This window comes from Mesorhizobium sp. M0166 (genome assembly GCF_040322255.1).
Taxonomy (GTDB): Bacteria; Pseudomonadota; Alphaproteobacteria; order Rhizobiales; family Rhizobiaceae; genus Mesorhizobium.
Genome location: NZ_JAMYTD010000007.1, coordinates 133,766 through 155,081, shown reverse-complemented (window position 1 = coordinate 155,081; position 21,316 = coordinate 133,766). Strand labels below are relative to the sequence as shown.

19 protein-coding genes are annotated in these 21,316 nt (G+C 61.0%); 9 read left to right on the top strand and 10 right to left on the bottom strand.

The features are described from left to right. The 4 genes from NKJ46_RS11685 to NKJ46_RS11670 all read left to right on the top strand — a co-directional run bounded on the left by NKJ46_RS11685 (position 1) and on the right by NKJ46_RS11670 (position 4,148). Entirely contained in the window at positions 1-1,188 is a 1,188-nt protein-coding gene (locus tag NKJ46_RS11685) for a glycosyltransferase family 9 protein (RefSeq protein WP_352665027.1), read from the top strand. Next, the gene (locus NKJ46_RS11680; RefSeq protein WP_352665024.1) at positions 1,178-2,356 is read left to right on the top strand and encodes a glycosyltransferase family 9 protein; all 1,179 of its coding nucleotides are present in this window, start codon (positions 1,178-1,180) and stop codon (positions 2,354-2,356) included. The genes NKJ46_RS11685 and NKJ46_RS11680 overlap by 11 nt, the downstream gene beginning before the upstream one ends. Before the next feature lie 302 nt (positions 2,357-2,658). Then, positions 2,659-3,438 (top strand): sulfotransferase domain-containing protein, encoded by a 780-nt coding sequence (locus tag NKJ46_RS11675; RefSeq protein WP_352665022.1) that lies wholly within the window; start codon positions 2,659-2,661, stop codon positions 3,436-3,438. 14 nt (positions 3,439-3,452) lie between these two features. Next, positions 3,453-4,148 (top strand): sulfotransferase family protein, encoded by a 696-nt coding sequence (locus NKJ46_RS11670; RefSeq protein ID WP_352665020.1) that lies wholly within the window; start codon positions 3,453-3,455, stop codon positions 4,146-4,148. Between the two features lie 30 nt (positions 4,149-4,178). On the opposite strand, the gene NKJ46_RS11665 is transcribed toward NKJ46_RS11670, so the two are convergent. Then, entirely contained in the window at positions 4,179-5,393 is a 1,215-nt protein-coding gene (locus tag NKJ46_RS11665) for a glycosyltransferase family 2 protein (RefSeq protein WP_352665018.1), read from the bottom strand. Here NKJ46_RS11665 and NKJ46_RS11660 point away from each other — a divergent pair. From NKJ46_RS11660 to NKJ46_RS11645, 4 genes are all read left to right on the top strand, one after another. Then, positions 5,361-6,524 (top strand): glycosyltransferase family 4 protein, encoded by a 1,164-nt coding sequence (locus NKJ46_RS11660; RefSeq protein ID WP_352665016.1) that lies wholly within the window; start codon positions 5,361-5,363, stop codon positions 6,522-6,524. The genes NKJ46_RS11665 and NKJ46_RS11660 overlap by 33 nt on opposite strands. Before the next feature lie 113 nt (positions 6,525-6,637). Next, on the top strand, positions 6,638-7,429 hold the full coding sequence (locus NKJ46_RS11655) for a glycosyltransferase family 2 protein (RefSeq protein ID WP_352665014.1): 792 nt from the start codon (positions 6,638-6,640) through the stop codon (positions 7,427-7,429). An 89-nt stretch (positions 7,430-7,518) separates the two neighbouring features. Then, positions 7,519-8,241 carry a glycosyltransferase gene (locus NKJ46_RS11650; protein WP_352665012.1) on the top strand — a complete coding sequence of 241 codons (723 nt, stop codon included), beginning with the start codon at positions 7,519-7,521 and terminating at the stop codon, positions 8,239-8,241. A 273-nt stretch (positions 8,242-8,514) separates the two neighbouring features. Beyond that, positions 8,515-9,552, top strand: a complete 1,038-nt coding sequence (locus tag NKJ46_RS11645; RefSeq protein ID WP_352665010.1) for a phosphatidylglycerol lysyltransferase domain-containing protein — start codon at positions 8,515-8,517, stop codon at positions 9,550-9,552. A gap of 591 nt (positions 9,553-10,143) precedes the next feature. Here NKJ46_RS11645 and NKJ46_RS11640 read toward each other — a convergent pair. From NKJ46_RS11640 to NKJ46_RS11605, 8 genes are all read right to left on the bottom strand, one after another. Next, positions 10,144-11,220 carry an ABC transporter ATP-binding protein gene (locus tag NKJ46_RS11640; RefSeq protein ID WP_352665008.1) on the bottom strand — a complete coding sequence of 359 codons (1,077 nt, stop codon included), beginning with the start codon at positions 11,218-11,220 and terminating at the stop codon, positions 10,144-10,146. Beyond that, positions 11,217-12,017, bottom strand: coding sequence for an ABC transporter permease (locus NKJ46_RS11635; RefSeq protein WP_352665006.1), 801 nt, complete (start codon positions 12,015-12,017; stop codon positions 11,217-11,219). The genes NKJ46_RS11640 and NKJ46_RS11635 overlap by 4 nt, the downstream gene beginning before the upstream one ends. Position 12,018: 1 nt before the next feature. After that, a complete protein-coding gene (locus tag NKJ46_RS11630; RefSeq protein WP_502903392.1) occupies positions 12,019-12,879 on the bottom strand; it encodes an ABC transporter permease in 861 nt (286 codons plus the stop codon). Positions 12,880-12,945: 66 nt separating this feature from the next. Next, on the bottom strand, positions 12,946-13,965 hold the full coding sequence (locus tag NKJ46_RS11625) for an ABC transporter substrate-binding protein (RefSeq protein ID WP_352665004.1): 1,020 nt from the start codon (positions 13,963-13,965) through the stop codon (positions 12,946-12,948). 83 nt (positions 13,966-14,048) lie between these two features. Beyond that, on the bottom strand, positions 14,049-15,524 hold the full coding sequence (locus NKJ46_RS11620; RefSeq protein ID WP_352665002.1) for an aldehyde dehydrogenase: 1,476 nt from the start codon (positions 15,522-15,524) through the stop codon (positions 14,049-14,051). Next, entirely contained in the window at positions 15,521-16,579 is a 1,059-nt protein-coding gene (locus NKJ46_RS11615) for an LLM class flavin-dependent oxidoreductase (RefSeq protein ID WP_352665000.1), read from the bottom strand. The genes NKJ46_RS11620 and NKJ46_RS11615 overlap by 4 nt, the downstream gene beginning before the upstream one ends. Positions 16,580-16,584: 5 nt before the next feature. After that, entirely contained in the window at positions 16,585-18,384 is a 1,800-nt protein-coding gene (locus NKJ46_RS11610) for an alpha/beta fold hydrolase (protein ID WP_352664998.1), read from the bottom strand. After that, positions 18,377-18,964, bottom strand: coding sequence for an amino acid synthesis family protein (locus NKJ46_RS11605; protein WP_352664996.1), 588 nt, complete (start codon positions 18,962-18,964; stop codon positions 18,377-18,379). Before NKJ46_RS11605 ends, NKJ46_RS11610 begins: the two co-directional genes overlap by 8 nt. 140 nt (positions 18,965-19,104) lie before the next feature. On the opposite strand from NKJ46_RS11605, the gene NKJ46_RS11600 reads away from it, so the two are divergent. Beyond that, a complete protein-coding gene (locus NKJ46_RS11600; protein WP_352664994.1) occupies positions 19,105-19,776 on the top strand; it encodes a GntR family transcriptional regulator in 672 nt (223 codons plus the stop codon). A gap of 682 nt (positions 19,777-20,458) precedes the next feature. On the opposite strand, the gene NKJ46_RS11595 is transcribed toward NKJ46_RS11600, so the two are convergent. Next, entirely contained in the window at positions 20,459-20,950 is a 492-nt protein-coding gene (locus tag NKJ46_RS11595) for an Lrp/AsnC family transcriptional regulator (protein WP_352664992.1), read from the bottom strand. Positions 20,951-21,316: the final 366 nt, after the last annotated feature.

Genomic DNA, 21,316 nt, shown 5'->3' with positions numbered 1-21,316 from the left:
GTGCAGAACAGACGAACCATCCTTCAGAAGGCAAAAACCGCCGATCTGCGCCCGCAGGGCGCCGTCGGCAAGCGGCTGCAGAAGGTTCTCGAGCGGGCAAAGGAACTTCTTAGACGTCCCTCGCGCCACGGCGACGAAAGTGCCGAAAGGCACATGAGGCTGATGGAGGAAAGTGTGCAGCGTGGTGACTGGCAAACTGCTCGCGACCATGCACTGGCGCTTGGCGTGCTTGGTGAGCAGCTTGGCGATCTCGGCCTGATCAAGAAAGCGGGGCGTGGACTGAGGCGTCTCGACGGAGGAAATCGCGTCTGGCAGTTGATGGCGGCGAGCAAGCAGCTGCGCGGCAGGCCCGATTGGGATGGCAGTGATCTTGCGGGTCGCACGCTTCTCGTCGATCGTCGCGAAGGCGACCTGGCGATCTTTTTCCAGTTTGCGTCTTTGCTTGGTCCAGTGGCCGCGGCTGCCGGTCGATGCATCGTCTTCGTCGAGCCGCGACTGGTGCCGCTTTATCGCAGAACATATCCTGCGCTCGATGTCAGGATTGAAGGGGCAGAGGACATGGCGGCGGTGGACGCCGATGTCGTTGCCGGTTTCGAGACACTGGCAAAGCATTTCTGGCCGGACGACCCGGCGGCACGCGCGCCCTTCGTTCCGCTGGAGCCGGACCGCCGACTGGTTGCCGAACTGCGCGGCACCTATCTCGATGGCGGCCCAGGTCCCCTGATCGGATTTGCCTGGGGAAGCCTCAACAAGAGCAAGGATCTGCCGGCTCTCGACGATTGGCAGACGCTGTTCGCCAGCCTGCCGGGGCGCCTCGTCAGTCTGCAATATGGCGATGTCGGGCCGGCCCTCTCCGAGTTCGAGCGCCACGCGCCGGGGCGCATCATCCATGACGCTTCCGTCGACCAGTTGACGGACATGGACCGCTTTGCCGCCCAAATCGCGGCGCTCGACGCGGTGGTGACGATCAGCAATACCGGCGCCAACCTGGCCGGAGCGCTCGGCGTGCCGACGATTGTCATGCTCGACGACGGGTTTCGACTGTCCTGGCCTGCCTTCGGCGAGACCGTCGCTGCATATCCGAGCGTTCGACTGGTCCGAAAAGGCGGCCGAGCCTGGGCGTCGGCAGTACAGGAAGCAAGCGGACGGGTCATGCAAATCATCAGCGGAGCTGGCGATGGAAGGTAGCCTACTTCTCGGCCGGTTGCGCCGCGCTGTCGCGCTTGCAGGCTACAAGTACAAGGTCTGGTTCCGACGTCACCGCCGGCAGCTCTTCCTGCGCTGGCGCGACGGCGACATTGCCGATCAGATGGCGGATTATCGGCGAAGCGTCGAGTCCCGCGATTGGCCGGCGGCACTGCCGAAAGCCCTGGCTCTTGGATCCATTGCGAAGTCGAGGGGCGAAGTCCACCTGATCGACGAGCTCAGCAAGGCGCTGATGCGGATGGGCGCCTATGGCGCAGCCGCCGAACTCAGGATCGCACGACGCCACATCGTCAACGGCCGCGTCGATGGCGAGTGGCTGGGCCAGGATATTTCTGGCCAGACACTGCTGATCGATCTGATGGAAACCGAAAAGCAGGGGCTGGCCACCGCGATCCATCATGCGAGTTCCGTCGGCTGTGCCCTGGGGCGCACCGCCCGCTCGATCGTCCTGGTCGAGCGCCGCCTGGTACCGCTCTTCCAGCGCACTTTTCCGACCGCCGATGTGCGGCCGGTCGGCGCTGGCGGCAAGGCCGCCTATGCCGAGGCGCAGGCGTTCGCCGGCGTCCAGCATCTGACTGCCGTTTTCGAAACCGACGAGGCGACGATCCGCGAGCATTTCGTGCCCCTGAAGCCGGATCCGGCCCGGGTCGCTGAACTTCGCGCCCGCTACCGGAAGGAAGGACGGCCGTTGGTCGGTATCGCATGGGGCAGCTCCAATCCCGGCAAAGACCTGCCGCCGCTTGCCGCCTGGCGAAACCTGATCGGCCGCCCGGACCTCCGGTTCGTCTCGCTGCAGTACGGCCAGATCGAGACCGATCTGAAGATCCTGACCGACGGTGAGCCGGAGCGCATTCTTCATGACAGATCGGTCGATCAGCTCGTCGACATGGACCTTTTCGCCGCGCAGGTTGCCGCGATGGACGCCGTGGTGACCATCAGCAATACCGGAGCGCATCTGGCTGGTGCGCTCGGCATCCCCTCGGTTTTCATTCTGGGCGACGGCTTCAAGCGCTCCTGGCCGGTCGAGGGCGACCGCACGCCCTACTATCCATCGGCCGTGCTGGTCTCGAAACGGGAACGCCCCTGGTCCGTGGTGATGGACGAGGCCGAGTCCATTCTGGCGCCATGGGTCACAAAAGTGAGTGGCTAATGCGTGTCGTCCAAAGCGCGTCACTGAATAGGCTTCGACGCGATGCGCATTAAGGGGTTCGGCCGACGGACCGCGGAATGGAGCGCCCGTGTCGAACAGTCGTCGCAACAGGCCAAAAAACATAAGGCATTCCGAACCGGGATATAGTAAAGGCCCAATTCGCCCCGCAGAGGATCGCAATTCTTGCTGGCATTTCTGCCTTGTGTTCGAATCAGCCGTAGGCTTAGGCGCCCAGTAATTGGGTTCGTCTGGCCGGCAGCGGTTCGGGCGCCAGCTCTGATAATCTAAAGGAGGTCTCTCCCATGTCCTTTCTAAAATTTTTCCAGGCCAAAGCGCCGCCTCTTCCTCTTATCGTATCCTTTCCAAAATCAGGGCGCACCTGGCTGCGTGTCATGCTGGACGATCTCGGCGTTGAAGTTCAATACATTCACGACGGAACCGACCACAAGTTACTTCGACCGAAATCGAGCCTCAAGGAGAATAAATCTCGATACAAGAAAAGAAGAACAATAATGCTTGTTCGCGACCCAAGAGATACGGTGGTCTCAGGGTACTTTCAGGTTCAGAAGCGCCACATGCTTCCAGCGGGATCGTTCAGCGATTTTATCAGAAGCGACAATCATGGGATTGAAAAGATCATCAGATTTAATCTGCAATGGTTCGCGGCCATGCCCCGGATGCGCGAAATCCGGTATCTTCAATATGAAGATATGCATCGGGATACGGCTGGTGTCCTTCGCGCGATCCTTGGATTCCTGAACCAGCAGGCTGACGATCGGACGCTTGTCGAGGTGGCGAACAACCGAACGTTCGACAAGATGAAAGTGAGTGAATCGACCGGTGATCTGTCCGATCGATACGGCAAGATATTACAGCCGCGCGATGCGAATGATCCCGAAAGCTTCAAGGTGCGCAAGGGCAAGATAGGCGGTTACGGCGAATATCTTTCCGACGACGACGTGGCCTATTGTGACGAGCAGTTGGCTAAGTTCGAATATTGGGAGAAGCTGGACAAGGTCTTTAGCACGAACGGCTTGTGCTACTCTCGCGTCGATAACGGCGCCCGGATCGCCTTGGGTTAGGGAGCATTGCCGACATGGTGATGCGGACCGGATTCATTTGCGGCTGCGGCCATAGCGGGACGACGTTGATGGCGACGATCCTTGCGTCGCATCCCGACGTCTACTTGCCGCTCCAGGAAACCAACATTTTCTTCAAGTGGACGCCACTGGCCATGTTCCGCTTCTGGAAACTGAAGCGGGCGGCGCTCGATGCTGGAAAGAACGTGCTGCTTGAAAAGACACCGCGGCATATCCGCCGTGTCGCCCGCATTCGCCGGCTCGTGCCCGGCGCGCGTTTCGTCATGCCGGTGCGAGATGGGCGCGACGTGGTAGCGTCCCTGATCAAACGACTTGGCGACCCAAAGGAGGCTCTCGACCGCTGGATCAACGACAATGCGCTGGTGCTTGCGGAACAGGGAAAGCCGGATGTGCTGATCTATCGCTATGAGGACCTGGTCGAGAATCCGGCCAAAGTCGTCGAGCAGATATGCGGCTTTCTCGATGTAAGCTTCAGCCCGGATCTCCTCGACTACCACAAGAACCCGCAGCAATGGTTCAAGCCGACCGACGCCAGCGTCGAGACGCAACATGAGGTGCTCCGGAACCAGCAGGTCAATCAGCCGATCTACGACGGAAGCGGGAGATGGCGCTCCGAACTTGGAAACGCCGAGTTACAGGACCTGGTACAAGGACGAGGTGCCCAGCTTATGAAAGCATTCGGTTATGCATGATGCCGGTTCGGCATCTGCTGGAAATGCCGTCTACCAATCAATCTTGTCGATCAAACCCGTTTTGAACAGGCTGTGAGCTCCTTCGTACAGCATTGACTGTTCGCTCATCGCGCTGAGAGCGGCTTTACCGCTCGATACCTCATGATACTGGCGATATTTGGAAGCGCCGTTCCAATACTGACCTTCCGCCACCGCGACCTGCGCCTTATCGTTGAAATCGGCGAAGAACTTGAAATGAAGCAGGCCGGCCAATCCCTTTATATAGTTTCGCCAGTAGGGCAGCGGTGAGTGAATCGACGTAAAAATCGTCTGGCGATCAACATATATCAGAGGGAACTTGGTCAACTTGTGCTGCCTGGCGAAAAGCCGGGTTCTCGGGCCGCCTGTGATCTTGAGATGCCGGGGGCTCCTCGTCACCTCGTAGCCGCTGCCGTCGAAATGGTCCGCAACTTGCCATGGCGGCACGATGGGATCGAAGGGTACGTCCCAGATGTTTCCGCTCGGATACATGTCGATCATCGGCGCCAGCAGGCGTGTCATTCCGCGCCGCTTGAGCCAGTCGGCCATCGCACCGAGCGGATGCTGATCCATGCCGTCATAGACAAGATATTCGTCCGCATCCACGGTCAGATACCAGCGAGGCTGACCATAAATCTGCACAATACGCTGCCGCCAAAGGTTTCCCAGGTCCGACTGCGAATAGGTGATCGGCGAGCTGAACAGATCGACGTCTGGCTGCTCGGCCAGAAGCTCAGCTGTGCCGTCGGTCGAGCGATCATCGAGGACGGCGAATCTGGTGACGCCGAGTTCGCGATAGTGCTTCAGGAACGGGCGTAGCCTGTCCGCCTCGTTGCGGATGACGAGGATCAAAGGCAAGTCATTCGCTTTAAGGGGCGTTATCGGCCGCAGCGATGACACTTCTGCCCGTCTTCCGAAGGTGTGTCTCAGCCGATATATGGCGGTGTCGGTAATCGTCCGGCGGACAATGGCAGGCCAGGTTGCTTTGCTCAAGCCGTCGATTCCCCTCATGGCGGTCACCGCCCGGCTGGAGCTGGCGCTGATCCGCTGTTTGCAGTTAATTTCTACATGCAGCACCGTTAGGCAAATCGCAAGCAGTTGCGGAGTTCCGGCGGGTGAGCTTTCCAAGTGTTGCCGATGCGCGCTGGCCTCTATAGACATCGTCGGATGGCAACAGGCCGGAGCCCAGACCCCATGTACGCCGGCATTCGTGGCACCGAAATTCAATTCGACAGGCCGATCCTGTTCGTGCGCCAGCGTTATGCGCCTTTTGGTGGCGGCGAGATCATGCTGGAAAACATCATGGCCGCATTTGCCGCGCGTCAGCGGCCGGTGGCCGTGCTCTCCGGCGAATGGCCGCGAAACGACGGCATAGAATTCATCCATTGTGCCGGCCGCCGGTTTCCGCGTTCGCTGCGGGCGACGTCCTTTGCTCAAGCCGCCTGCCGCAAGATCGCCGAGATGCCGCCGGCTCTGGTGCAGAGCAACGATCGCCTGCCGTGCTGCGATGTCTTCCGGGCCGGGGAGGGCGTTCATGCCGCCTATCTTGCCGAGCGGCGGCGTTTCGAGACGCGGCTTGGCAGGGCGGCAATGGCGCTGAGCCCCTTTCACCGCCAGACGCTGCGCCTCGAGCGCGCAACCTATGCCAGTTCGCGGCTCAAAGCTGTCATTGCCATTTCGAAAATGGTGGCAGAGGACATTGTCCGTCACTACGATTATCCGGCGGAAAATGTGCACCATATTCCCAACGGGGTGGATCTCGACCGCTTCAAACCGCAGCTGCGCCAATTGCATCGGGCGACAATCCGCGCGCGCCTTGACGTCGACGCAAACAGGCCGGTCGTCCTGTTTGTCGGCTCGGGCTTTGCGCGAAAGGGGCTGCTCGCACTGATGAAGGCGGTCGCCAGGCTCGATGACGAGCCTGAATTGTGGGTCATCGGCCATGATTCGCGCGCCAACGCCTTCAGGCAGGCCGGTGACAGGCTCGGTCTCGGCGCACGGCTCAAGATGCTGGGGCCGCAGAAAGACATGCTGCCGTGGTACGGCGCGGCCGATATTGCAGTGCTGCCTTCCATCTATGATCCTTTCGGCACAGTGGTCATCGAAGCCATGGCCAGCGGCTTGCCCGCTGTGGTAAGCACCGGCTGCGGAGCGCGCGAGCTTGTCGAGCGGTTCGAGCCGACGCTCGTTTGCGACGCGGCCAGCGAAAGCGACCTCGCAGCAGCGCTCGCGCACGCGCTGCAGTTGTCGTCACGACCTGAAACCGCAGCCCGGGTGAGGGCGGCGGCCGAACACTATGATTTCAATGTCATGATCAAGCGAATGATGGCGCTGTATGAAAGCCTTGATCTGAAATGATTTTCGACTTTGTTGAATTGGGTTAGTACCGTCAGTGTGCCAACAGGCCGGGAGCCGATGCTGCAGATGCATTCGAATGACAGTGGCAGCTTTGATGCCGGAACATTCTGACCGTGCCGGCGCTCTCGGTCATTATCATCACCCGCAACGAGGAGGCGTCCATCGCGCAATGCCTTCGGTCGGTCCATTTTGCCGATGAGATCGTCGTTCTCGACAACAACAGCAGCGACAGAACCAGGGAGATTGCCGGTGCTCTGGGGGCCAAGGTTCTGATGACCGTTGATTGGCCCGGTTTCGGCGCGCAAAAAAACCGTGCGCTGGCCGCGGCAACGGGGGATTGGATCCTCTCGCTGGATGCAGATGAGTGGGTGGAGGCGCCGCTCGGCGCGGAAATAAGGGCCGCAATCGCCGACGCAAAAGCCTATGACGGCTTCGAAATACCGAGAAGATCGCGCTTTTGCGGTCACATTGTCCGCCATAGCGGCTGGTCGCCCGATCTGGTGCTCAGGCTCTTCCGTCGCCGCTCCGGGCGCTTCAGCGACGACACCGTGCACGAGAAGGTATTGGTGAACGGGAAGGTCAGCCGATTATCCCAGCCGATCGAGCACGATTCCATCACCGACTTGGCAGATGCCCACGACAAGATCGGCCGGTACGCAGAAGCGTCCGCCGCGCAACTGCTTGCCGAGGGCAAAAAAAGCTCGATAGGCAAGGCGGTCTTACGCTCCGTCTGGGCCTATGTGCGCAGCTATGTTTTCCGGCTGGGATTTCTGGACGGTTCCATTGGTGCAATGGTGGCCGCGTATTCGGCCAGCTACACCTATCAGAAATGGGCGCGTGTCGCAGTGGGAATGCGAGGCCAGGGCCACCAAAAAAGCAAGGCTGAGGCCAGGACAAATCTGTGACAAACCGGCTTGGTTGACCGCAATTGTTGCCGAGCCATCGCCAACTAGTTAGTGTACGACCGTTAAAATCGAAAGCCAGGGTAGTGAATATGACTGATGCGTTTAGGGTATTTATCGGATGGGACAGCCGCGAGCCGATCGCGTACGACGTCGCGCGACACTCGCTGCTCAAACATGCGTCGGCGCCTGTCTCCGTCATTCCGATCAAACAGGACGAGATGCGTGCCCGCGGGCTGTATTGGCGGGAAAAAGATCCGCTCGCCTCAACGGAGTTCACCTACACGCGCTTCCTCACGCCCTTTCTCGCCGACTACACGGGTTGGGCCCTGTTTTGCGATTGCGATTTCCTGTGGCTTGGTGACGTCGCAGGCCTGCTGAAATATACGGACTCGGACAAGGCGGTCTATTGCGTCCAGCATGACTATACGCCGAAGGCCACAACCAAGATGGATGGCGTGGTCCAGACGTCCTATCCTCGGAAAAACTGGTCGTCGCTGATGCTGTTCAATTGCGCGCATCCTTCAGTCAGATCGCTCACGCCAGACGTCGTGAATCAGGAAAGTGGCGCCTATCTTCACCGAATGCAGTGGGTTGCCGACAAAGATTTGGGCTCATTGCCGGTAGAGTGGAATTGGCTCGAAGGCTGGAATGAAAAGCCTGCGGTCGGCACACCCAAGGCGGTCCACTATACGAGCGGCGGCCCGTGGTTTGCCGAGTGGCAGAATGTCGACTACGCCGACTTGTGGATAGCAGAACGCGACGAGTTCCTGGCTTCCGATCAAGCGGCATCTTCTCAGAGCGCAGTTCGATAAGAACATCGTGTTTGGCGGGTGACCTGGGCGCTTGCGAAAGTGGCATTGATTTTCGTGTCGCCAAGGGCGCAGCAACCAGCCGTCAGGCGCTGGGCGTCGACAACAATGCATGGTGCGGCCGTGGGGCGGGATGGGGGCTGATTTCGCCTAGGAATCTGGCAGTTTCGGCAGGGTAAGCATGCCGCACCCAGGTAAGGATCAGCTCGCGGCAATATGATTGGTTTGGGGTCCGTCAGCTCTTTCATCGGCCTAGCCGGCACGCGAAAGTCGACCATGCCGTCACTGCGAAGACGCCTCGATCGTTTCCTGGAGAACCGCGGGCCCAAAGTACCGCGGCTGCAGCTGAACCATGTCGAGCGCCTGGCGCTGGTCCGTCGCCATGGTGATTTTTCCCTTGCCTATTCGACCGCTGTGCAGAAGGGGCTTCACTACTTCGGCGATGCCCGGGGCTACATCGCTTACGGCAGCAAAACGCGACATCATTTCGCGCTCGGTGATCCAGTGGCTGCCCCGGCCGATCGGCGCGACTACATCAAACGTTTCATCGAGGTTGCCGGCAGCCCGTGGTTCGTGCAGATCGGCGAACAGACGGCGCGCGTGCTTGCCGGGCTTGGCTATCAGGTCAACCGCCTCGGCGTCGACACCAGGCTTGTCCTGCCTGGACACGACTTTTCCGGAAAGCGCAACGAGACAGTGCGCTATTCCGAACGCTGGCTCTTGAGGAAGGGGTTTTCTTTCGCAGAGGACAACGGGACTATCTTCCTCGACGAGATTGCCAGGCTCTCCCAGAATTGGCGGGCCGACCGCATCGTCAAGCGCTGGGAGATGAGATTTCTCAACAGGCCCTTTGCCGATCACCTTGGCGTCGATATGCGCCGTTTCGTCCTGCACGGTCCGGATGGGGAACTCGTGGCCTTGCTGGATTTCGATCCGCTGTTCAGCGACGGTAAGATCATCGGCTACACCACCTCGTTCAAGCGCAAGCACATCGATGCCTCGGCGCATGCCGAGATCGGCCTGACCAAGTTCGCGGTCGACCGCTTTCGCAACGAAGGTGTTTCCGTCGTCACCCTGGGCCTGTCGCCGCTTGTCGAAATCGGACCTAGCGGTTTTGCCGAAAGCGATTTCTGGCGGCACGCCTTCCAGCGTGCCTATGACTCGCCCTGGGTCAATCGCACCCGCTTCAACCTGCAGGGGCAAGCGGCCTTCAAGCGCCGGTTCCATGGTGTCGAAGAGCCGACCTATCTCGCCTTTCGCAAGGGGAGCTTTTTCGAAGCGCTTTCTCTGCTCCGGCTGATCAGGGCCGTCTAGTGCTTGGTGGAGGATGAGGGCTCGTCGTCTCCCAGTATGGTCGACCTCACAGCGGCCAGGCTTGGTCGTTTAGGTGGGAAAGGAATGCCGCGGCGGGATACTAAAAGACCGGCTGCGAACGCCGGAGCACCCTGCGGCGTCCCCCAGTCCGCCGGAGCACTTTGGCAGCCCGACACCGGCTCCGCATCAGCGCGCCAGCGAGCGGATTCACTATTGCTGCTGCGCACCGCCAGGAATAACGAGAGTACCCTGACCCGGCCTTGAGTATCTGAAGCCTATGAAGAACAAAGCAACGATGACCAAACAAATGACGATGACCGCGACGACGCTGCCAGGATGGTGTCCGGTATCTGGCGGTTGGACCATTGCCTTCCCGTATGGCTATCGCCACTGACCTTCTTCATCTTCCAACCGAGCATCACGACTGTCAATGGACAGAGGAGCTGCCCCCGCCATCCAATCAGCCGCCGGTAGCGTCGACCACGTTACGCGCTTGCCGACCGCAGTTGATGATGGACCGAACCACAACTTATCCTACGCACGCCTCCATCGCTGCGAAGCGTTGGATGGCGGCGATCCACCGCGGCTTAGTCAAGCCTGAAACAGGAACGCCGCCGCCGGATCGAAAAAGACCTGCCGGCTGCAGGGCGACACACCCTGCGATTGCATGGCGGCGGAGGTCGGCCTGATGTCAACCTCCTGTCCAGCGGCGGTGCGCGCGACAATCCGCCGGCGCTCGCCGTAAAATGCGATATCGACGATCTCGACATTCAGTTCAGCGCTCGCCGGGCTCCGCTCCATGCTAAAGGCTTCGGGCCGGATCATCAGCCTGCTCTTCTGGCCTTTGCCGAACGTGCCGTTGGACCTCACTCCGGATATGACCGAACCGTCTGTCATGCGGATCGTTGTCGTGCCGTTGGTGGTGTCGAGATGTTCGGCGGCGAGGAAATTTGAATTGCCGATGAAGCCGGCGACGAAGTCGGTCGCTGGCCTGAGATAGAGATCCTCGCCGGTGCCGGTCTGCTCAATGCGGCCATCCTTGAACAGGGCGATCCGGTCCGACAGATGCAGCGCCTCTTCCTGATCGTGGGTGACATAGAGGATGGTGACGCCGGTCTGGCGATGAATGCGGCGGATTTCGCCCTGGATTTCCTCGCGCAGCTTCTTGTCGAGCGCCGACAATGGCTCGTCCATCAAAAGGATCGGCGGATCGTAGGCCAGCGCCCGGGCCAGCGCGACGCGCTGCTGCTGGCCGCCCGACAGCGCGCCGGGTAAGCGCCCGGCGAAGCTTTCGAGCCGCACCAGGCCCAGCATGTCGGCGACCTTTTTCTTCACCTCGGCGTCCGGCCGGCGGCGAACCCGCAGCGGAAAAGCGACGTTTTCGGCCACCGTCAGATGCGGAAACAGGGTGTAGCGCTGGAAGACCATGCCGATGTTGCGCTTGTGCGAGGGCACTGCAAGCAGTGATCTTCCTTCCAGCAAGACATCGCCGGAAGTCGGGTCCTGAAAGCCGGCGATCGCGTAGAGCGTCGTCGATTTTCCCGAGCCGGAGGGCCCAAGAAAGGTCAGGAACTCACCCTTGGGTATGTCCAGCGTGACATCGTGCACGGCGACAATCGCCCCGAACGCCTTGCGCAGATTGCGGATGGAGAGGAAAGGGTGGGTCATGTCCGGAACTTTCGCTGCAGCAGCGCCGTCACCACCATCAGGGCAAGCGTCAGCCCGACAAGCAGGCTTGAGGCGGCTGCGATCACCGGACTGAGGTCCGACCGCAGACTGCTCCAGATCTTGACGGGCAAGGTTTGCAAGCTGGGGCTGGCCATAAAGATCGCAACCACGACTTCGTCCCACGACGCGAGGAAGGAAAAGATCGCGGCGGAGAAGATGCCGATCCGGATCGACGGCAAGGTGATCCTGAGCCTGGCCTCGAGCGGGCTTGCCCCGCAGACGATTGCCGCGTCCTCGATCGACTTGTCGAACCCTTCGAGCGCCGCGGCGATCGGTATGATGGCGAAGGGCAGCGCCAACACGGTGTGGGCGATGACGAAGCCGGTGGTGGTACCGCCGAGGCCGAGGCGAAGGAAGAAGGCGTAGATTGCGATGGCGAAGACAACGACGGGCAGCACCATCGGCGTCAGCAGCAGGCCGCGCAGGATCTCACGTCCGGCAAACCTTTCGCGAACCAGGGCAAAGGAGGCGAGCAGGCCGATCGCTACTGCCAGGATCGCCGTCATGGTGGCGATCCGAGCGCTGGTCAGCGCGGCGTCGAGCCAGGCCGGATCGGCAAAAAGCTCCTGGTACCATTTGAGCGTCCAGCCGGGCGGCGGAAAAGCCAGCCAGCGCGACGAGCCAAAGGAGAGCAGGACAATGAAGACCACTGGCAGCAGAAGAAAGCCGGCGACCAGCGCGGTGAAGCCGAGCAGGGCAAGCCGCAGTCCACCCATGCGGTCATAGTCGAGCAGCATCTCAGATGCCTCCGCTAATGCGCCCGGCACCGACAAGGCGCACCTGCAGCGCGTATAGAGCCATGGTGACGACAAGCAGGATGAAGGCTGCGGCGCTGCCGAGCCCCCAGTTAAGCAGCGACTGGACCATCTGCGCGATCATTTCGGCAAGCATCATGTTCGACGTGCCGCCGAGCAGTGCCGGCGTGACGAAGTAGCCAAGCGACATGACGAAGACCATCAGGCCACCCGCGGCGACACCGGGCAGCGACAGCGGCAGGAGGATGCGGCGGAACGCTTGGAAAGGGCTTGCGCCGCACAGCGACGCCGCACGCAGCGTCATCGGACCGATCGCCCGTAACGTGCCGACCAGCGGCAGGATCATGAAGGGCAGCATGATATAGACCATGCCGATGGTGACGCCGGTGAGATTGTTGATGAGCGGCAGCGGCTGGTCGATGGCGCCGATGGTCATCAGCGTCCGGTTGATGACGCCGGTACGCTGCAGGAGCACCATCCAGGCATAGGTGCGGGTGAGCAGGTTCGTCCACATCGACAGGATGATGATGCCGAAGATGATCGAGGCCAGTCCCGAAGGCATGATCGCCAGCATCCAGGCGACCGGAAAGGCGACAAGGACCGTGACGATGGTGACCAACGCCGCGACCAGGAATGTGTTGAAGAACACCCGCGCATAGGTGCCGTCACCAAGCAGGGCAGCATAGTTCTGCAAGCCTGGCTCGGGCTCCGTGACACTGCGCAAAAGCAGCGCCAGCACGGGGACGACGAAGAACAGCATAATCAGAATCAGGGCCGGCAGCAGGCCATTGAGACCTGCCGGCACCCGCACCGTTCCAAAGTTCCGGCGTGTTTCGACCGACATGACAGCGACCCGGCTACGGGACGAGACGGTACGAACCGTCTCGTCCATTGCGGTTCAAGGGCGGGCTTATTTCGCCTGCCAGGCATACCAGCGCGCAGCGATGGTGTCGCGATTGGCGGCCCAGTAGTTCATGTCGAGATTGATCTGTCCGTCGACATGAGCATCCGGCAGCGATTTCACGGCATCGGCCGGCATCTCTGCCCTGGCCTTGGTGTTGATCGGCGCATAACCGCTGGCTTCGGCAAATTTGGCCTGGCCAGCGGGGCCGCTCGCCGCGGCGAGGAATTTCATCGCCGTATCCTTGTTCTTGGCACCCTTCGGTACCACCAGAACGTCGGCTGCGGTCAGGTTCTGGTTCCAGGAGACGCCGACATCGGCGCCATCCTTGTTCAGTGCGAAGACGCGGCCGTTCCACAGCTGGCCGAACGTTGCTTCGCCAGATGCGATCAATTGCTGCGACTCCGCCCCGCCACCCCACCAGACGATGTCCGACTTGATGGTGTCGAGTTTCTTGAAGGCGCGATCGAGATCCAGCGGATAGAGCTTGTCCGCCGGAACACCATCGGCCAGCAGCGCGATCTCGATGACGCCGGGCGCCGACCATTTGTAGAAGGTCCGCTTGCCCGGGAACTTCGTCAGATCGAACATGTCGGCCCAGCCGGCCGGTTCACCCGAAACGGCGCCCTTGTTCCAGGCGAGCACGAAGGAATAGTAGAAACTGCCGACGGCGTGATCGGTGGTGAAGCGCGGATCGAGGTCGGCCTTCGGCACGGTCTTGAAGTCGATCGGCTCGAGCAGACCGTCCTTGGCCGCCTTGATGGCGAAATCCATCTCGACGTCGACGACGTCCCAGTTGACACTGCCGCTATCGACCATCGCCTTCAGCTTGCCGTAGTCGGTCGGGCCATCCTGCATGACCTTGATCCCGGATGCAGCGGTGAACGGCTCGGCCCAGGATTTGGTCTGCGCTTCCTGGGTCGTCCCGCCCCAGCTGGTGAACACCATGTCCTCGGCCTTTGCGTCCGTCGTTGCCAGAACTGTCGTTGCAATAAATCCGGCAAGGATGCCGGTGATGATCAGTTTCATGTCGTTCTCCTCTGTTGTTTTCGTTGTTGTCTGTTCGCGATCGGTCGTTTTCGCCTTGATCGCGCATCTCCGGCCAGCGGCGGCTACCGCATGACAAAAGGATCGGGAATCGGGTCGTCGGAGGTGCGTATCCACACCGATTTCGAACGCGTGTAGTCGCGGATCGCATCGAGGCCGCCCTCGCGGCCGAGCCCGGATTGGCCGTAGCCGCCAAACGGAACCAGCGGCGAGACCGCCCGATAGGTGTTGATCCAGACCACGCCGGCAAGGATGCCGCGCGCCATGCGGTGGGCTTTTGCCAGATTGGTGGTGAACACGCCGGACGCCAGGCCGAACTTCGTGTCGTTGGCGAGCGAAAGCGCTTCAGCTTCGCTGTCGAAGGCAAGCACCGAGAGCACCGGGCCGAAGAGCTCTTCGCGCACGCAGGCAAGGGTCTGATCAGGCGCGTCGATAATCGTCGGCGCGTAATAGAAGCCGCCCGCCATGCCCGTGGGGCGGATGCCGCCGGTGACCAGCCGCCCGCCGGCGGCCAGGCTTTCAGCAACGATCTTCTCTATCCATTCGCGCTGGCGCGAGGTGGCGAGCGGTCCCATTTCGGTCGCGGGATCCTGCGGATCGCCAATCCTGATCGCCTCGGCCTTGCGCTTGAGCCGGGCGAGGAGTTCGTCCTTCACGGAGCGCTGGACCAGCAGCCGTGAGCCGGCGACGCAGCTCTGGCCGGTGGCAGCGAAGATGCCTGCAACGACCGCGTTGGCGGCGCTGTCCAGATCGGCATCGGCAAACACCACGACCGGGCTTTTGCCGCCGAGCTCGAGCGTCGTGAAGGCGAGGTTTTCCGCCGTATTCCTGACGATCTGCCGAGCGGTCGAGGGACCGCCGGTGAAGGCGACGCGGGCGACGAGCGGATGACTGGTCAGGCGGTGACCGCAATCGTGGCCGAAGCCGGTCAGGATGTTGACGGTCCCGGCGGGAAATCCCGCCTCATGGACGAGCTCGGCGAAGGCCAGCAACGGGGCAGGGCCGTCTTCCGATGCTTTCAGAACGATGGTGCAACCGGCCGCCAGCGCCGGCCCGAGCTTGACGGCGGACAGGAAGAGCTGCGAATTCCACGGCACAATGGCGGCGACCACTCCGATCGGTTCGGGCCGGATGGTTACTTCCATGTCGGCCTTATCGATGGGGACGAATGAGCCCTCGTGCTTGTCGGCCAGCCCGCCATAATAGCGGTAGTAGTCGCCGACATAGGCGATCTGGGCGCGGGTCTCGCGGATGATCTTGCCGGTGTCGCGTGTCTCGAGTTCAGCCAGCCGGTCGGCATTGGCGACCACCAGATCGCCGAGCCTCACCAGAAGCTTGCCGCGTGCCGTTGCCGTCATCGCTGCCCACGGGGCGGAGCGCAGCGCCCGGTGAGCGGCTTCGACGGCGCGGTCGACATCATCAGATGATGCAGCGGGCATCGTCGCCCATGGCGCGCCCGTCGAGGGATCGATGCTGTCGAAGGTCGCCGCCACTTCGACGAAGCTGCCGTCCATATAGTTCCTGAATTGAGTGGTGCTCATCGCAATCTAGCTTTCGGCTCGGAAAAGGCCGGCATCACCCTGTCGATGAAGAGCTGCAGCGATTTCTTCTTGCGCTGATGGGAAAGGCCGCTGTCGATCCAGATCGAATACTGATCGTAGCCGAGCGCTTCGTAGGCCTTCAGCCTGGCGATCACCTCGTCGGCTTCGCCAATGACCAGGTTCTGCTTGATCTTGTCAGGCGCATATTGCGGCATGGCCCCGATCTCGTCTTCGGTCAGCGCTTCCATCATGCCCTGGTGCACCGGCTTCTTGTTCTGGAACCAGGCGCCGAACTGGCAGTAGAACTGCGACAGATCCTGCGCGAGCCGGTCAGCATCCGCGGCGTCCTCGGCGACGAAAGTATGCATAAGCAGCATGATCTCCGGCCTTGGTACGTCGGGGTGGGCATTGCACGCCGCGTTGAAACGCTCCATCAGGCTGGCCACTTCGTCATCGCCCGAGGCAAGCGGCGTAACCTGGACGTTGCATTTGCTGGAAACCGCAAAGTCGTGCGAGTTCGGATCGCGTGCGGCCACCCAGATCGGCGGATAAGGCTTTTGCAACGGCTTGGGCGACGAGGTGGTTGCAGGAAACGACCAGAACTCGCCGGCGAGTTCGAAGTCACCATCCCAAAGGCCCCGGATCGCTGGCACCATCTCGCGCATACGCTGGCCGGCACCCCAGGCCTCGAGGCCTGGGAAAAGTCGCTGGTATTCATAAGCGTAGGCGCCGCGCGCAATGCCGATGTCGAGACGGCCGCCGGTGATGACGTCGGCCATCGCCGCTTCGCCGGCAAGCTTGATCGGGTGCCAGAATGGCGCGACGATGGTTCCGGTGCCGAGCCGGATGCGCCTGGTTTTGGCGGCGAGCCAGGCGATGTTGATGAACGGATTCGGCGAGATGGTGAATTCCATCCCGTGATGCTCGCCGATCCAGGCAGTCTCGAATCCTGCCTTTTCGGCCTGCAGCACCAGCTCCTCCAACTCGCCGACAAGCTCGGAATGCGGCTTTGCCAGATCCGACCGCTCCATGTGGACGAAAAGCGAAAATTTCATCGGTTTCACCCGCGGCCGGAAAGACGAATTTGAGAAGGAGAGGGCTTGGCGAGCGGCCGGACTTCGCCTTCGACCTCGTTGCCGACATAGACGCCGAATGCATCTTCCGTACGTTCGCGCGCATAGCGGGCAAGCATCGAACGCACTGCGGGATCGGCGATCTTCAGATCCGCGATCTTCTCGATGTCGACAAGCCGCATCTGGCGATCGTCGGAATAGGGTCCCTCGACCGTTCCGCGATAATAAACATGCGTGCGCCAGGGTTCGGCGGCATCGTCCCACACCGCGAACAGGAAGCCGAGCTGGGCGTCTATGGCCTTGGCGGCAAGGCGCCCCTTGAGACTGCGCGCATCGTTCGGCGTGCCCAATCCGCGTCCGGCTGGCAATTCATGAAACCCATCGGCCGTTGCGAAGAACAGCACACGGCCCTCATTCTCGAGAATGGCGCCGATCTCCGTATCGGGGGGCGCCGCCGCCAGGGCCTCCTGGCTGAGGCCAGGCGTGACGTAGGTGCCTCTGCAATAACCGAGGGGCTGAGCTCCGTTGTGACTGAAGTCACGGACGCGGCCGATGAGGATCGAGTGATCGCCAGCATCGACCAGCTGCTCCATGCCGCAATCGAACACCGCAACGCAGCCGTCGATCAGCGGATTGCCGGTCCGGCCCGGTTGCCAGCTCACGGCCGCGAACTTGTCCGCTGCTTTGGAAGCGAAGATGCCGGAATGGGCCTTCTGGTCCTCTGACAGGATGTTGATGGCGAAACCTCTCGACGTCGAAAAAGCACTGTGCCCCAGCGCCCTCTTGGCGATGCAGACAAGCACCAGCGGCGGCTCGAGCGAGACCGAGGTGAACGAGTTGGCGGTGAAGCCGCGCGGTTCGCCTTCCGTGCTGATCGTTGTGACGATGGTGACACCGGTCAGGAAGGAGCCGAGCGCGCGCCGGAATTCGCCGCTGTCAAAGACTGCATCCGTCTCCGGGTTCACGCCAGCGTCTCCTGCCGTGTCGAGAAATTCCATGATGTGTTTGGTCACTTTTTCAGGTGAAGCCATTGCCATCATGTGCCTTTCTCCATTGAGCACGAGGCATTGACCGTGCGGCGCAAGCCTCGCCATCGCCGCCGACATGGCCGGGGTCGAATTGCTGTCTTGCGACCCGGTCATAAACAGGGCCGGTGCGGCAAGACTCGGGAGGGCATCGGCATGCTCGGCATCGGCACGGGCAAAGAGGCGATAGGTGCGCGCGTAGCCTTCGGGTTCGCCCCTTTCAAGGGCGGCGCGCGCGGTAGAGGCCGCGTCGACAAGGTTCGCAGGCAGCGGGTCGCCGAACCAGCGGGCAAGTGTTGCCGCAATGGCGGAAGGATTGCCACGGGGGCCAAGCGCGGCCGCCCGCTCGCGCACGGCCTGCGTCAAGGCCGCGGGGCGGCGGAACACCGCGTTGAGGCACACGATGGCGCGAACGCGCAAAGGGGCGCGAAGGGCGATTTCCAGTGCGACCAGCGCGCCCATCGAATGGCCGACGATCGACACCGACGCCACGCCAAGATGGTCGAGCAGGCGAACCGCCTGATCGGCGAAATCCGACAGGCTGGCTTCTTCCGGCGGCAGCGGTGAAACGCCGTGGCCGAGCATGTCGATGGCGATCAGGTCATGATGGTCTTTCATCGCCGCGATCTGATCGTGCCAGATCGCGGCGTTCATGCCGACACCGTGAATGAGCAGAACCGGCGCGTCGGAGCCGGCGCGGATGAAGCCGGTGCCGTCCGGAGCCGTGTCCCGGACCCATGCGGTGGCAGCGACGTCAGCCATGCAGGTCTCCGACCTCCTTGAGGTCCTGATAGCGGTCGCCGATACGATGGTGCGGGCGGCCGCCAATCGAAGCGCCAAGCGCCACCACCAGTTCGTCGGGCGCGGGCGCGTCGCCGATTTGGAAATGTACGGTCAGATAGTGGGAGCGGCGGCCTTCGTCGTTCTTGTCCATCAGCGGGATCATGATCGGGGTGTTCGGCCCTCCGCGCAGATTGGTGAAGGCGAGATAGGTCTTGGCGCCGACCGCGCGACGGTAATGGTTGCCGAAATGCAGCGTATGGATCAGCGCCGATGCGTGCTCGATCTCGCCCGCCGTGCCGCAGACCGCGGCCTTGCCATAACCCTCTATTGCCTCGCCGGAACCGGCAACGGCGATAATCTCGCGGGTCAGCAGTTCGCCGAGGACGGGAGCAATGACACGGATCTCCGGCGACAGGTCGTCGGTGAAACCGCGGCCCGCCCAAGGGTTTGTCAGCACGGCGGCGACGCCTATCAGACGCAACGGTTTTGGGGCTTCCTTACCGCCCTCGACTAGCGTGTTCTCGATGTAGGTGACGATCTTTCGAATGGCTGGTTTCATGAAAGTCCTCGGTCGCCATGGCGCTGTGCAACGCCGAAATCTTTACATCATATTATGGTATACCATACTATGGAGCACCAGGAGCCTTGTCAATCGGCTATGGAATCTGTTTTGTGGCCGGATCGGGGTAGGGAGAGAAGATGTCAGGCGATACGCTGCGGATCGACCGCTCTGCCAAGACGCTGAGGACGCTGGCGCTGGAGCGCATGCGTGAAGCGATCATGGGCTTCCATTTCCAGCCTGGTGAAAGGCTGGTCGAGCGGCCGCTATGCGATCAGCTCGGGGTTAGCCGTTCCGTCGTGCGCGAGGTCCTGCGGCAGCTGGAGGCGGAAGGCCTGGTGCAGATGATACCGGGCCACGGACCCGCCGTGGCCAAGCCGGATCTCGGCCGCACCGACGAAATCTATGAATTGCGGGCGCTGCTCGAGGGCATCGCGGCGCGGGCTTGCGCCCTAACGGCCACGGACGCGCAGATCGCTTTGCTCGATGACGCCTTGACGAACCTGCTTGAGGCGTGGGCGTTCGGTGCGCCTGTCGAGGTGATGCGGGCAACGACCAAGTTCTACGAAACGCTGTTCGAGGCCGCCGACAAGCGCATTGCCTGGGAAATCGTGACGGGGCTGAATGTCCGCATCAATCAGCTCCGCTCAATGACGATCGCATCGGAGAACCGCCGCGAGCCGGCGATCGCCGAAATGACCGAAATCATGGATGCAATCCGGTCGCGCAAGCCGGACGAGGCGGAGGCGGCGGCGCGGCGGCATGTCGAATCCGCGTGGCAGATCGCCCGCAACACGCTTCGCCTTGGCTGACTGGTTTGCCGCCAACGCGGTTCATCGTTCCATGGAAGGCGTCTAACTGGTGCGTACAGCGAGGTGTGTGACGTGACCAAATTGCTTTCAGTTGCGGCGGCAAAATCGTATATCGGGTTTAGTTGGGTGTGCATCTCTTGCCAAATTGCTCTGTCATTCGAACGGAGTATCGGACGGACTGAGACAGAGAAAATAGTAAAATGAATATGCTACGTCACAAACTTGCCGTGGCGCCGATGATGGATGGGACAGATAGATAAGTAATATCAGATAGTTGCGGGACACCGTGTGCAAAAATCGCACATGAAAGTTCTGCTTCTCTTCTTTTTTCGTTCCCACGATTGAACCGCCGACAGCCCTTTTCGGACGCTCTTCTGCCGACGATATTGACCGCTCCTCTGCTGATGTTCGCCGGGATATCCGTGAACCTCATTGTCCGCTGCGGCGTCCAGTTTACCTGTGGTTCTTGGAAGCTTTTCGAACTTTCTGGGTCGCGCCTCAGGCCGAATTGCGTGCGCTTATAGGGCAACTCGGGACATTAAATTCGGTTTTAGAAAGAATTTGACGAGGCATCGACGTTCTGGCGCGTGCCCTCCCTGGTCGTGAATGTCAGCACGAATCCCCTGGGCCGAAGGCTAGCGCCCACCCTCTGTGATCCGCCAATCGGCATCCAACGAAGGCATCACTTATTAAAATCGTCGAAATTGATCGGCATGGAGAATCCGACCTTCACGCGGTCCATGATGACCATCGTCTTGAATCCCTTAATGTCTGGGTTCTCGTAGAAGAATTTCCGCGTGAAGGCCTCGTAGTCTTCCATGCTTCGGGATGTCACTATGAGGACGAAATCCGATTCCCCGGTCACATAGTAACCGTTCATCACTTCAGGCGTCTGGCGGATCGATTGCTTGAAACGGTCGACAATGTCAGCCCGTTCGCGCTCGAGCGAAACCAGCACGAACATCGCAACAGGGCGGCCGACCATTTTAGGTTTGATGATCGAGACGTCAGCTTCGATCACACCCTCGTCACGAAGCCGCTTGAGACGACGCTGGACGGCCGTTGCCGAGAGACCGACCATTTGCCCAAGCTCTTCCGTGCTGGAGCGGTTGTGGGTTTGCAGGATGTTCAGCAAGCGAGAATCCAGCCGATCAAGCTTGAGAGAGGTTCGCATGTTTTCCTCGCATTGGCTTCAAACAAGCAGCATTTCTGCGAACTTTGGATCGAATAAGCCGAAAATCTTTGTCTCATGTCAATAGCCTTAGCTTATGAAGACTGTCGTCGAGAACGGAAAACGAAATACGGCAACAAAGGCGCAACCAGCGCTCGCCCGGTTCAATGTCCGGGGCTTCTGCGCTCGCAGTTCTTCATTGGCGGAGCCTGGAAGAGTGCAGCCGAAGAAATGGGGAACGCCGATCCGGCGACGGGGCGGGAAATCTCGCGGGGCGCGATCAGTAACGGGCTTGATCTGGACGCCGCAGTCGCTGCGGCCAAGGGGCGAAAAGGTTTCAACACCCTTGGCATTTCATGGACCTGGAGG